Annotated in this window: 9 protein-coding genes; all 9 read right to left on the reverse strand. The window is 36.6% G+C overall.

The features are described from left to right. Window positions 1-183: 183 nt before the first annotated feature. On the reverse strand, window positions 184-2,121 hold the full coding sequence (gene thrS / locus BR87_RS04145) for a threonine--tRNA ligase (RefSeq protein ID WP_035029058.1): 1,938 nt from the start codon (window positions 2,119-2,121) through the stop codon (window positions 184-186). Between the two features lie 425 nt (window positions 2,122-2,546). Next, window positions 2,547-3,473: a primosomal protein DnaI gene (gene dnaI / locus BR87_RS04150; protein ID WP_035029060.1), complete on the reverse strand. Its 927-nt coding sequence runs from the start codon at window positions 3,471-3,473 to the stop codon at window positions 2,547-2,549. A 2-nt stretch (window positions 3,474-3,475) separates the two neighbouring features. Then, the gene (locus tag BR87_RS04155) at window positions 3,476-4,915 is read right to left on the reverse strand and encodes a replication initiation and membrane attachment family protein (protein ID WP_035029063.1); all 1,440 of its coding nucleotides are present in this window, start codon (window positions 4,913-4,915) and stop codon (window positions 3,476-3,478) included. A gap of 28 nt (window positions 4,916-4,943) precedes the next feature. Continuing rightward, window positions 4,944-5,423, reverse strand: a complete 480-nt coding sequence (nrdR, locus tag BR87_RS04160) for a transcriptional regulator NrdR (protein ID WP_035029066.1) — start codon at window positions 5,421-5,423, stop codon at window positions 4,944-4,946. A gap of 189 nt (window positions 5,424-5,612) precedes the next feature. Further along, the gene (gene coaE / locus BR87_RS04165) at window positions 5,613-6,215 is read right to left on the reverse strand and encodes a dephospho-CoA kinase (RefSeq protein WP_035029068.1); all 603 of its coding nucleotides are present in this window, start codon (window positions 6,213-6,215) and stop codon (window positions 5,613-5,615) included. Between the two features lie 30 nt (window positions 6,216-6,245). Continuing rightward, a complete protein-coding gene (mutM, locus tag BR87_RS04170) occupies window positions 6,246-7,076 on the reverse strand; it encodes a DNA-formamidopyrimidine glycosylase (RefSeq protein ID WP_035029070.1) in 831 nt (276 codons plus the stop codon). Between the two features lie 37 nt (window positions 7,077-7,113). Then, window positions 7,114-9,774, reverse strand: coding sequence for a DNA polymerase I (gene polA / locus BR87_RS04175; RefSeq protein ID WP_035029073.1), 2,661 nt, complete (start codon window positions 9,772-9,774; stop codon window positions 7,114-7,116). A gap of 307 nt (window positions 9,775-10,081) precedes the next feature. Further along, complete coding sequence (gene murC / locus BR87_RS04180) at window positions 10,082-11,410, reverse strand: UDP-N-acetylmuramate--L-alanine ligase (protein ID WP_035029076.1); 1,329 nt, start codon at window positions 11,408-11,410, stop codon at window positions 10,082-10,084. Window positions 11,411-11,660: 250 nt separating this feature from the next. Further along, the gene (locus BR87_RS04185; RefSeq protein WP_035029079.1) at window positions 11,661-14,492 is read right to left on the reverse strand and encodes a DNA translocase FtsK; all 2,832 of its coding nucleotides are present in this window, start codon (window positions 14,490-14,492) and stop codon (window positions 11,661-11,663) included. Window positions 14,493-14,583: the final 91 nt, after the last annotated feature.

Raw genomic sequence — 14,583 nt, forward strand, 5'->3', positions numbered from 1 at the left:
CAGAAAAATAGACGAGTCCATAACGAACCCGCCTATAAATAATTTCCAACTTACGCCGTGCGTAAGTCATCATCGTTTATATCTAGCCCAGAGACATTTAGTCAGCTAAGGCGAGAAGCGAGGGCTCCTGCTTTGTTTTCTCAACTTTTATATCTTATCATTATTTTGTCGCTTTGTAAACCATTAACGACTAAAATTTTCAATTTCTTTTTTCACATCTGTTAAAAAGTCGTTAAATAAAATGGTTTTTGTCTCTTTTTCGCCATATTTCCGAACAGTCACACTAGCATTCTCTACTTCGTTATCGCCTACTACCAATTGATAAGGAATTTTTTGTGTTTGAGAGGCACGGATTTTATAACCCATTTTTTCATTTCGTTCATCTACGTCAATTCGCATACCGAGATTAGCCATCTTTTCTTTCAATTCATATGCATAATCTAAATGCATATCGCGGTTTACCGGAATAATAGTCGCTTGAACAGGTGCTAGCCAAGTTGGAAATGCTCCTTTATATTCTTCAATTAAATAAGCTACAAAGCGTTCCATGGTTGAAACAATTCCACGGTGAATAACAACAGGACGATGCGTATTTTCACCATCTTCTCCTACATAAGTTAAATCAAAACGTTCTGGCAACAAGAAATCCAGTTGGATAGTGGATAGTGTCTCTTCAATCCCAATTGCAGTTTTTACTAAAACATCTAATTTAGGGCCATAAAAAGCAGCTTCTCCTTCGGCTTCAAAATATTCAAGCTCCATATCGTCCATCGCTTTTTTAAGCATTGTTTGAGCTTTTTCCCACATTGCATCGTCATCAAAGTATTTATCCGTATTGTTAGGATCACGGTAACTTAGTCGGAAACGATAATCAGTGATATTAAAGTCTTTATACACAGCCAACATAAGTTCTAGAGTTCGTTTGAACTCTTCTAAAATTTGATCTGGACGAACAAATGTATGTCCATCGTTTAACGTCATTTCTCGAACACGTTGCAGACCTGAAAGAGCCCCACTTTTTTCGTAACGGTGCATCTGTCCCAATTCAGCAATCCGGATAGGCAACTCACGATAACTATGGATGTCATTTTTATACACCATCATATGATGAGGACAGTTCATTGGACGCAGTACGAGCATTTCGCCATCGCCCATATCCATTGGCGGAAACATGTCTTCGTGATAGTGGTCCCAATGTCCTGATGTTTTATAAAATTCTACGTCAGCCATAATCGGTGTGTAAACGTGTTGGTAACCCAGACTTATCTCGCGATCTACGATATAGCGTTCAATAGTTCTCCGGATAGTCGCACCTTTTGGCAACCAGAAGGGCAGTCCTTGTCCAACTTCAGGGCTGATCATAAATAAGTCTAATTCTTTTCCTAATTTTCGATGGTCACGCAATTTAGCTTCTTCACGCATTTTGATAAATTCTTTTAAATCTTTTTTATCGAAGAAAGCTGTTCCATAGATACGCTGCATCATTTTATTGTCAGAATTTCCGCGCCAGTAAGCTCCAGCAAGCGAAAGCAGTTTAAAAACTTGAATACGTCCAGTTGATGGAACATGGACTCCACGGCATAGATCCACAAAGTCTCCTTGATCGTAAACAGTAATCGTTTCGTCTTCTGGTAATTCCGTAATCAATTCGACTTTATAAGGATCTTCCTTAAACAAGTCAAGCGCTTCTGCCCGTGTAACTTCTTTTCGAACAATCGGATTATTTTCTTTTACGATTTCCATCATTTTTGCTTCAATACGCGGCAAATCTTCTTCTGTAATCGGTGTGTCTGTATCTGTATCGTAATAAAAGCCGCTTTCAATAGCTGGACCTACGCCAAATTTAATTTCAGGGTATAAGCGACGTAAAGCATTTGCCATTAAATGAGCACTTGAATGACGTAAAATCTGCAAAGCTTCATCATCATCTGCTGTGATGATTTCAAGTGATCCGTCTGCTTCTAATGGACGGACATAATCTACTAGTTCGCCATTAAACTTTCCTGCTAATGCTTTCTTGGCTAAACTTTTACTGATACTCTCAGCAATGTCTTTTGTTGTTGAACCCGTTGGGAACTGCTTTACAGCACCATCCGGCAAAGTAATATTGATTTCTGACATTTTCCATTCCTCCAATGGTTTCAAATTTTTATAGTTTAAAAAATCTTTCAAACGCTCGGCCAAATAAAAAAAGTCCCTTTTATGCTAGTTGCCTAACACAAAAGGGACGTAAAATACGTGGTTCCACCCAGATGCAGAATCCCCTTCTCACTGAACAGGAATTCTCTCTAAGCTGTTAACGTTAGCTACACGACCGGCTGCTAATACTTTAACTGGTTCACAGCGGCACTCGAAAGGGGTCAAAATAAATTCGTTTTTAGGAAACTTGCAGCAGTTATTTCCCTCTCTTAAAAAAACCGATTTTTTATTTTGGTGTCTTTCTCAAAGATTTAATCTATTACTGTTATTAAATCATTTCCGTCACAAAAATTCAAGTAAAAAATAGCATTCTTATTGCTTTTGCTTAAATTCATAGCTGCACTGCCTTAAGACAATCGACGGTTTTTGCCCGTCATTTTGATTTCTTTAGATAAATAACGAATACGTTCCATGATACGTTGGGCTTTCAACGGCTCATCTTCTCCACGTTGAGTAACTCTTAAATGTTCTTCGCCTAATTGTTTCATATCGAAATTAGAAGAAAAGAATGTGGGTAATTGTTCTTGCATCCGATACTGCAAAATAACTCCAAGCACATCATCCCTTATCCAGCTTGACATTGAGTCTGCTCCAATATCATCCAACATTAAAATAGGTGCTTTTTTGACAGCATCTAATTTTTCTCCTGTTGAATTCTGTCCAATTGCTTGCTTCATTTCAACTGCAAAAGAAGGAAAGTGCATCAAAGTGGAAGGATAGCCTTTTTCAGCAAGCTCATGCGCGATGGCACCCAATAAGAAAGATTTCCCCACTCCAAATGATCCTTGTAAATACAGTCCCTGATGAAAGGATTTTGGGCTCTGCAAATAATCTGAAATAAAATCATATGCAGCTGTAATAGCTGTTGCTCGCTCATCAGTTAAATAAAAACGTTCGAAGGTCGCTGTACGAACATCTTTTGGCATATCCATCGAATGAATGCGGTTTTTAATAGCCTGTTCTTTTTGCTTCGCAATCAATTCAGCTGTCGGTACATAAGCAACATCAATAAAGTGATAATTCATGATCAATTCCGGTTGGTATCCTGGAGCCATCATCCCTGCTTTTTCCTGATACTTTTTCTTTTCGTTGACGAACTCATACAATTTTGCATAGCTTTTTACAATCGCTTCTTCATTCAATAGCTCTTGATTCTTTTCAATAAATTGCTGAACATCCTGATCATTCAAGACTTCTTGGATCAATTTTTTATATTGGTCAGATAAGTTTCGTTCTTTAAGCATTTTAGTTAGACTTTTACCGATATCTTCCAATTTCAATCACCTTCTTTTCCGAAACTTTGGATTTGTTTTAAGCGGTCCATAAAAGCTTGTTTCTCAGCTTCGCTCATTGGTTTTTCAGCTTTAGCGCTATTGTCTTCTTTCGCCCATTCTGGAAGAGTTTCTTTTCTAGTCGTTGTCTTTTTCCCGTAGCTAGTTGATTTTTGGTTGGTATACTGTTTTCTTTCTGCTTGCTTCTTCTTTTCAGCATTTTCTTGGTACATCGTTTTAACTTTTTGAAGTGCCATTTCTGGTGAAACAACTTTATTTTGAGCCCAATCATTGGATATTTTATAAGCTAAAGCTTTTTCAAAAATAGGGTTATTCCTTACAACTAAGATATAATGGATCAATATGTTAACAACTGAAGCAGGTAAATTAGCTTTTTGCACTATTTCTTCTAATGCCCATTCTTCATTTTTTGTTACATAGCCGCCTTTTTGGTCTTTAATCGAAGTCATAAAATCAAACGGACTAATTTCTTCGCTCACTTCAACAATAGTGATTTCATTCTCTGTTAGCCCTTGTTGTTTTAAAACACTTTTGCGGTTTCTTTGTTGTTTTTGTTCGTTTTGAATATCTTTTTCTACTACATCATGCAGCTGAACCTTCTTTTGAGCGCGTGCGTGATAATCGCGGTAAACGTTATTCTTCAGCTTTCGTTCATCAATCATCCCTGTATTCATGTCGCTGGCTTCTAAAACATAACGCTGCATATCTAACTCATTCACTCCGTACATTGTATGCAACACTAAGATCGTTGCTTCAAGCTCTTTTGAGATAGCGGAGCGGCTAACATAGTGGCTGTTTAAACCCGTATAAAAAAACTTAAAATCAAACGTTTGGTTTTCGATTACAGGTCCAGCAGCTGAGTCGTTGCCAATTAATTCAACTGGCTCTTTTAGTAATGCCTTTTCTTGTTTAAGCAGGTTTCCATCAAACTGATAGACATCCAAAAAGGATTTGGTAACTTCTTTATAGTTTTCTTTCTCCAATGGAGCCGTTACAAATCGATTTCGTAATTTACGAAATTTCCGTTCTCCAACCGCTTCAAAAAGAAGCAAACTCAATAAGTCATCTTTGAAAAAAGTTGCACTTGAATGAGGGGCAACTAATTCATATACATACAACTTTTCTGGTTCAGTTTTCAGATAGGTTTTTAACAACCCAATAGCTTCTAATTTAATTCTCGCTTGATACAGTTCTGGAATCCCTACGCTTAAAAGTGTCAACAATTCCGAATGAAGTATTCCTTCACTCCAATAAGACTCTTCATCAATCTCAGTCCACAACGTCATGTAAAGACTATAGGCTGTTGCTCCTATCAAAGGTTGATATAAAAAAGTCAATATTTTTTGGTCTATATCCGAAAGCAAGGCATTTTGTCGAACCATGAATCCATCTTTCGGACTCAAATTTTTCCAAGGATAGTTCAAATGCCATCACACCTTTCTTCTACTTCCTCTAATCCGTTTCAGCTTTTTTTTCAGATTTCTTTTTTTCTAACTCTTGTAATTCTGTCAAGAAAACACTCATATCCTTGAACTGACGGTAAACACTAGCAAAACGAATATAAGCAACGTCATCCACTTCTGCTAGTTTTTCCATAATGTATTCACCAATGATCGCTGATGATATTTCATTTTCCCCTAAACTCCGAATTTTATTCTCCACTTCATCGACTATTTTTTCAACTTGTTCTACTGAAACTGGGCGCTTTTCACATGATCGGATAATGCCGCGCAGCATTTTCCCACGATTGAATTCTTCTCGTGTGCCATTTTTTTTAATTACTAACAGTGGCGCTTGTTCAACTCGTTCAAATGTTGTAAATCGGAAGTTACACGCTTCACATTCTCTTCTTCTACGAATAGCACGCCCATCATCTGCAGGACGACTATCGACAACTCTAGAACCATTATTTTGACAGCGTGGACATTGCACTACTCATCATCCTTTTTTTATGATTTTTCTTGAAATTATCACACTCATAACCATTATACTTTTATTATACCACAGGTCTTACAGAGGCGAAACACCTGAAATAACTGCATTTGCTAGCTAAAGCTAAAAAAAGAATGAGCGGATATTCTACTCATTCTTTTTAACACTATTTTATATAACAGCAACCATTCAGTTTATTTGATCCATTTGCTGCAGCCATTTTTCCAGCTGCTCTACTGTTTCTTGGATGGTTCCATTATTGTCAATCACTACATCTGCCTGTTTTATTTTTTTCGCCAAAGGAAGTTGGGCTGCTATTTTCTGGACAGCCATCTCGCGTGTAATGTGATCGCGCTGCATCAACCGAGCTATCTGTATCTCTTCTGTCACAGCAACTACCATCACTTGATCTACTTCTGTTAAATAATTTTTTTCAAACAATAAAGGAATATCTAACACAAGCAACGGGGGGTGTTGTTGCAGATACTCTTCTTTTTGGGTAAGTATCCAGTTACGAATCTGTTTTTCTAATAAGCCATTCAATTTTTCTAATTTTATGGGATCAGTAAATACAATTTCTCCTAGTTTTTTTCGATTTAATGTCCCATCGGAATGAAGTATTTCTTTTCCAAAATAACGTGCAATCGATTTTAACCCTTCTGTTCCAGGTTCTACTACTACCCTGGCTCCAATATCAGCATCAATAACGGGTATTCCTCGGCTTTTAAAAAACTTACAGACAGTTGATTTTCCTGTTGCAATGCTTCCTGTCAAACCAATCACAACTGTCATTCATTCCCTTCCTTTCTTTGGTTCATTTTCTTAAGCTAGTTGTTGACAATTAGGGCAAATGTGAGTACCTCTTTGCGCTACTTTTAATTTTTGGATCGGCGTTCCACACAGGATGCAAGGTTCATTTGTTTTTCCATAAACATGCAATTCCACTTGAAAACTTCCTGCTTCTCCTAAAGCATTTTTATAGGTTCTGATTGTTGTTCCCCCTGCTGCTACAGCATTGCCCAACACTTGTATAATGGCTTGGTGTAACTGTTGCATTTCTTTCAAGCTCAATGTATCAGCTCCTCTAAGAGGATGAATGTTAGCTTTAAAAAGTGCTTCATCTACATAGATATTGCCTAAACCGGCCACTACTTTTTGATCTAATAAAAGAGGTTTAATAGCGCGCTTTTTTTGTTGCAGTGTTTTTTGAAATTCTGCTAAAACAAATGTTTCTGGCAACGGTTCTGGCCCTAAAGTTTTAAGCCCAGCTACATTATTTTGTTCACCTAAAGGAACAAGTGTCATACGTCCAAACTTTCGAACATCAAGATACCGTAGATCACGGCCATCTTTCAAATGAAAAATCACATGAGTGTGTTTTTTTAAGGGTGTCTGAGTAGGAACGACTTCGTATTTGCCTTCCATTCTTAAATGTGAAACCATTGCCCACTGTTCGAAAAGAAAAATTAAATACTTGCCTCTTCGTTCAATATCAACGAGTGTTTCATCGATTAGGTACTCTGAGAATTCTTGACTACGTATGTCACCTGAAATAATGCGATCCCAGTATACATCTACTCCTGTTATGATGCTGCCTTTAACAAGTTGGACGAGACCTTTTTTAACTGTTTCAACTTCTGGTAACTCTGGCACGCGTTCTGCATCTCCTTTTTAATATGTTTTAACTTGATTATTTAGATTCATACCAATTATCGCCGTAATTACTATCAACTTTTAAAGGGACATTTAATTCAACCGCTTCTTCCATAACTTCAGTAACTAATTTCTCCAATAAAGGAATTTCAGCTTCTGGAGCTTCAAAAATCAATTCATCATGTACTTGCAGCAACATAGTGGCTTCCATGTTTTCTTCTTTCAATCGCTTGTCCATTTCAATCATAGCCACTTTAATAATATCAGCAGCACTTCCTTGAATAGGTGTATTCATTGCTGTTCGTTCTGCAAATGAACGCAAGTTAAAGTTGCGAGAATTAATATCCGGCAAGTAACGGCGCCGATGAAAGAGAGTTTCCACATAACCTTTATCTTTAGCCTCACGCACAATTTCTTCCATATAAGTCTTAACGCCAGGATACTTAACGAAATACGTATCAATAAACGTCTGCGCTTCTTTTCGGCTGATTTCTAAATTTTTCGATAAGCCATAATCACTGATTCCGTACACAATACCAAAGTTAACGGCTTTTGCACGCCGACGCATCTCTGAAGTCACATCTTCTTGTTTTTCAATTCCAAAAACTCGCATAGCTGTGCTGGCGTGAATATCTTGTCCTTCGATAAAAGCTGCTTTTAAATGTTCATCGTCAGAGATATGAGCTAAAACACGCAGCTCAATTTGCGAGTAATCTGAAGAAAAAATTTTCCAGCCTTCATAACTCGGTACAAATGCTTGTCTGATTTTTCGTCCTTCTTCTAATCGAATTGGAATATTTTGCAGGTTAGGATCAATCGAACTTAGCCGGCCAGTCTGGGCGATCGTTTGCATATAGCGTGTATGGATTTTGCCGTTATGTCCATGAATAACCTTTAATAACCCTTCAATATAGGTTGATTGTAATTTAGCTATTTGCCGGTATTCCAAAATATCTTTTACGATTGGAGCTTGGTCTTTTAGCTGTTCAAGAACATCCACAGCTGTAGAATACCCCGTTTTAGTTTTTTTAACCACTGGGTATCCCATTTTTTCAAATAAAATAACGCCTAATTGTTTTGGAGAGTTTAAATTAAATTTTTCTCCAGCTTCTTCATACACGCGCTGTTCTATATTTTCTAACCGCTCTGCAAATTCCACTTTCATTTCACGCAATCGTTGAGCATTGACTTTGATCCCACTAATTTCCATCTCTGCTAATACTTTTGCAAGAGGCAATTCCATTTCATAAAATAGTTCTGTTTGATTGTTTTGGGCTAAATGTTGTTCGAGCTGTTCACTTAACACAACGATAGCTTTAATTTTCCGAGCTATATGTTCTTGCATAACAGATAAATCTTCCGGTATATGGATTTTGGATCCTTTGCCATAAACACTTTCATCAGATGAAACGTCAAAATAATCATGTTCCGTCGCCACTTCTGATAGGTCTTTGCTGTTGTCTTTTGTATTTAAGATATAAGAAGCTAATAAAATATCAAATTGTATATTTTTCACTTCAATTCCATAACGCTTTAAAGCTACAAATGTGCGTTTCGCATCAAAAACTTGCTTACTGGTCGTCTCGTCTGCTGCCCATTTCTGGAAATGTTCTGAATTTAAAACTAATTCGGGTTCTCCTATATAAATATGGTCCGCATTTCCCCAACCGACACTGACAATATCTGCTGTATGGTAATTATCAGTTAACATCTCTACATAAAGTCCCATTTTATCTGTAAATAAGTCTGGCGAAATATCTGTAACTACCTCATAAACAATTTCTTGACGATTTGCTTCAGTTTCTGCAACATATTCAGTCGTATCTAATTTACTTAAATGCGTTTTAAAATCCATCTCCTTATAAAAATGAATCAGTTTTTCCGTATCAGGCCCTTTATAAATTAAATCTTCTATTCCAATATTCAGTGGCGTATCCCGATCGATAGTTGCTAGTTTCTTACTTAAAAATGCTGTTTCTTTTTCATTGATCAAATTTTCTTTCATCTTGCTTTTTTTCATTTCATCAATATGATCATAGACTCCTTCAACAGAGCCGTATTCTTTTAATAATTTCAGAGCGGTCTTCTCTCCAATTTTAGTCACTCCAGGAATGTTATCAGAAGCATCTCCGGCAAGTCCTTTCATATCAATAATTTGAAGAGGAGAAATACCCATCTCAGCTTGAATCGACTCCACAGTATATTCTTTTAATTCACTGACTCCTTTGACTGTAATGTCCACTCTTACATTCTCTTTAGCTAATTGCGTTAAATCCCGATCACCCGAAACGACAACAACATCAAAATCTGTCGGATCGACTTGTTTCGAAAGAGTTCCAATAATATCATCTGCTTCGTAGTTATCTAATTCATAATGTTTTATTCCAAAACTCTCCAAAAGAACGCGCAAATAAGGCATTTGCTCAGTAAATTCACTAGGTGTTTTCGCTCTGCCTCCTTTATATTCTTCAAAAAAAGCATTACGAAATGTCGTTTTACCTGCATCGAAAGCTACTAAAACATGAGTAGGTTTTTCTTTTGTTAAAATATTTTCAATCATGCTGTGAAATCCATAAAGTGCATTGGTATGGAGTCCACTTTTATTTTTAAAACGTTCCAATTGCTGATGGAGTGCAAAGAATGCCCTGAAGGCCACACTGCTGCCATCAATTAGCAGTAATTTATTTTTAGAGGTCATAAGAAAGCTCCTTCTTTTCAATTCTATCGGGATTAATATAGTAATTTAAACTATTCATAAATTAGCATGGTCACCCTTTTCTTCACTAGTTTACCAAAAAATTCAAGAGATAGCGAATTGGAAAAATCCATTTATTTCTTTAAAATTTCTCTTTTTGGAATCATTTTTTATCATCATTCTATAGAAGACTCCCACTTCTATAAGCGGGAGTAGTTCAAGAAATGCAATAACAGTAAAAAGGCCATTATCTTATAAAAAAGCAAAAAAATCTGATAACGATTCAATTTCAAATCGTTATCAGACCTCTTTATTTACTTAATGTTGAATGGCTTAATAAAGTTTCATAAGCTAACTCAAATTTTTGAACATCCCCTGCACCCATAAAAATAGCAACGCCATCATGGTGGTCTAGTAATGGAGACATATTGTCTTCTTTCAAAATCAGAGCACCTGTATCAATTTTCGCTGCTAAATCTTCAATGGTTACATCTCCTTGTTGCTCACGTGCTGATCCAAAGATATCACATAAATAAACCGAATCGGCTAAGTTAAGCGCTTCTGCAAACTCACTTAACAAGGCAACCGTTCTAGTAAATGTATGTGGTTGGAAAATAGCAATAATCTCTTTATTAGGGTATTTTTGACGAGCAGCATCAATCGTTGCACGTATTTCTGAAGGATGATGCGCATAATCATCAATGATCACCATATCTTCCATCGTTTTTTCAGAAAAACGACGTTTCACGCCAGCAAAGGTTTTAAGATTTTCCATTACTTTTTCTTTATCCAATTCTTCATGATAACAAATTGCAATAACAGCCAAAGCATTTAAAATGTTGTGTTTTCCATAAGTCGGGATTTCAAAGTGACCATAGAATTCATTTTTTACATACACATCGAAACTTGACCCTGTAATTGAACGGCTAAGATTTTGAGCTTGAAAATCATTATGATCTTCAAATCCATAATAAATAATCGGTGTTTCTGTTTTAAGCTTAATCAGTTGTTCATCGTCTCCACATGCAATGATCGCTTTTTGTACTTGTTGAGCCATTGTCTCAAAGGCTTCTGTAACATCTTCCAGACTCGTAAAGTAATCAGGATGATCATAATCAATGTTGGTAATAATCGCATAATCTGGGTGATAAGCTAGAAAGTGACGGCGGTATTCACAAGCTTCTAATGCAAAGTATTCAGCATTAGGAACGCCATGCCCCGTACCATCACCGATTAAATAGCTTGTATCCTTAATCGTACTCATCACATGCGCCAACAAGCCTGTTGTACTTGTTTTCCCATGCGACCCTGTAACAGTGATACTCGTATAATTCTTTAAGAGATTCCCAATAAAGTCATGATAACGTATAACTGGCAATCCTTGTTCTATTGCTGCTTTGATTTCTTCGTGATCGTCTGAAAATGCATTTCCAGCGATAACCGTTAGTCCATCATGTATGTTTTTTTTATCAAAAGGTAGAATAGGTATTTTTACTTCTTCTATGTTTTTTTGTGTAAAAAAGTATTTCTCTACATCAGAACCTTGGACTTTAAATCCTTTGTCATGAAGGATCAATGCCAATGCACTCATACCAGAACCTTTAATTCCAACAAAATGATAGGTAGTTTCATTATTCATTTTATGAAGCCTCCATTAATTTTAGCTACTTTGATTATTTGTAAATAGTTCAAATTGTTTTTTTAAGCTTATTCATCATTAACAAATAAGCGGATTGAAAAATAGTGAAAAATACAACGAATACAGTATACCACGATTTTTTTTTTTCGCCTAACAATAATCGATTTCTTTCTTTATCTTAATTATACTTTTATTTAAAAATCAAATCTTGTCCAAACAAAAAGAAGAAGGATGGCCTTCTTCTTTTTATTTACAGTTGAGAGGCTTCGTAATCACTTTTTGTAATAAAAACATCTCTTGGTTTTGATCCTTTATTTCCTGAAATCAGATTTTCACTTTCGAGTGTTTCGATTAAATTAGATGCTCGATTAAACCCAATTTTAAACTTTCTTTGTAAAGAAGAAGCAGAAACTTGGCCTTCATTAATAATAAAAGATAAAATCTCGTCATATAGTTCATCTTTCCCTTCAATCGCTTCTACTCGGCTTAACAGTGTTTCAGGTTCAAACAAGTAAGATGTTTTTCGTTGCTCTTTTACATGCTTTACAATCGAATCAATTTCTTTTTCAACATACGTACCTTGAATACGTATCGGTTGGCTAGCCCCATTTTCAAGAAACAGCATATCGCCTCTGCCTAGTAATTTCTCAGCACCGCCAGTATCCATAATGGTCCGTGAATCAACTTGGCTTGACACCATAAAAGCAACACGCGTTGGAATGTTATTTTTAATGGTTCCTGTGATTACATCTACACTCGGTCGTTGCGTGGCTACTAACAAGTGAATTCCTGCAGCTCGGGCTTTTTGAGTAATGCGCGCAATCGAATCTTGAACATCATTACTCGCTACCATCATTAAATCAGCTAATTCATCAATTACAATCACAATATACGGCAACTTCAATCCGTATTCGCCCCGCTCCTCAGCTTTTTCATTAAATCGTTGAATATTCCTGACACCAGCAGCTGCTAGTTTTTGATACCGCTCTTCCATTTCATTGACGGCCCATTTTAAAGCTTCGCTAGCCGCTTTAGGTTCTGAAATAACCGGAGACAATAGGTGAGGAATCGCATTGTAAGGTGCTAACTCTACTGCTTTAGGATCAATCAGAATCATTTTAACTTCACTTGGTTTAGCTTTATAAAGCAAACTGATTAAAATAGAATTAATAAAGACACTTTTTCCTGATCCAGTTGCTCCTGCAATTAACCCATGCGGCATTTTATCAAGAGTTGAAACAATTGCCTCCCCTGACAAATTCACGCCAATGGCTACAGTCAATGGAGAAGTACTTTTCGAGAATTTTTCACTTTCCATAACTTCCGAAAGCATGACTGGTCTTGAATCTCGATTTGGTATTTCTACACCTACTGTGCTTTTACCTGGAATAGGAGCTTCGATACGGATATCTTTAGCAGCTAAAGACAGCTTTAAATCATCTGATAAATTCGTAATCTTATTTACTTTAACGCCGCGACCTAATTGCAATTCAAATTGGGTAACAGCTGGTCCTACTGTCCATCCTACTACTTGAGCATTGACATTAAAAGCATCTAACGTTTCATTGAGGAGTTCAGCTTGACCTAATACCCAATCGTCTACTGCGTTGCTTTGAAACTCAACAGGAGGGTTCAATAATTCCAAAGGAGGAAATTGATAAGTACGTAAGGCTTCTTCCTCCAATTCACTAGTTAGTGGAGTAGCTGGTATAAAGGCTGAATTTTTGTCTTTTTCACCTGTTTCCTGCTCTTCAATTAGTGAAGCTGTTTCAGATAAGATCAACTCATTGGTTTGTGCAACAGAATCTGTTTCAGGTTCATTTTCTGCTAAAATTATGCTGTCCTCTTTTTCAATTCGTTCTTCTGGATCAAGTATTTCCATTTCAATCCGTTCGGATTGGTTTTCAATTAACGTATTTTCTTGGGAAACACTCTCTTCTATTAAATCAGCCACATCCTCAGTGGAGTGGTCTTCTGCTGGAAGTTGGTCCATATTTTCTTTCTTATGGTTTGTATTAGAAAGTTCTGCAGCGAATTGAGGCTCTGTTTGCCTAGATGGTTTTGCATTAAAGGTCTGTTGATCTAAATAACGCAACCGGCTTAAAGCCGCTTCAATTTCCAGCATTTCAATTTCTTCTGGAGAGCGTTCTTGTGTATGTTCTTGTACTATATTCGTTTCTTGCTGTTTTTCTTGAGTTGCTTCTTCATTTTTTACTTCAGCTACTTCTACTTCCTTCTCTTGATTTAAACTAGGGAATTGTTCGCTTTTCGCTTCTGCTTTTATTTTTCCTGATGACAAAGATAATGCATTCAATTTCTCAATTGGTTCAGAGGCAACTACAGGATCGCTTTTCATAAAATAGCTGCTCACATTTTTCCCATGATTCAATTGGGTGTTTTGATCTTCTTCAATCATGCCCGCTAAAGAACGGCGCAAAGTACGTTTTTGCAAATGAGAAGAAACCACTGGCTGCTTTTCATCCTCAGCTTTTTTAACGACTACATTAGTTTCAGAAGGTTTAATTAAAGCACTTGATTGTTTTTCAGCAAATAACTCTTGCACTGTACTGGATAAGTGATCCGCCAATAAAATAAAGTCGCCTGCTTCTTTTTTAAAATTTCCAGCAATCTTTTTATAATTGATTTTAAAATCGTCATTTTCATTTCTTTGCTGAAAACCATAATACGGAGAAGGAATTTTTTGTACTTTAAAAGGAGTTGAGCTCCGTCCATTTTGCACTAATGCTGTTTCTTCTTTTAAAAATCTTTTTGTTGATTTCTGATCAGATGATTGATTTGATTCAGCTGCTTCTGTTTTTTTGACAGCTACTTTTCTAGTCTGCCTTAATCGTTGTTTCCGTTCTAAGTTATTTTGATTAACGAACTCAGAAAACAACGTTTCTGGTTCTCTAGCTGACATCTCTTTGCCTATTTTGACAGGTTGTTCAAACTTAGAGGTCTTAGTGCGATCAAAAAGGTTATCTTTCTTCGTTACGCGTACAGAGTCACGATAGAAAGGAAACTTGGATTTATTTGACCGTTTTTGGCCTTTGTGGTAACTTGGTCCATCATATTTTGCCATGATGACGCTCCTTTCCTCTCTGGTATTCGTGTTTTAGTTTAACACAGATTACTCTATCCTTATAGAGCTAATCTCAAACAGCTAGCTAAAA

The organism is Carnobacterium mobile DSM 4848 (genome assembly GCF_000744825.1).
GTDB classification, from domain to species: Bacteria; Bacillota; Bacilli; order Lactobacillales; family Carnobacteriaceae; genus Carnobacterium_A; species Carnobacterium_A mobile.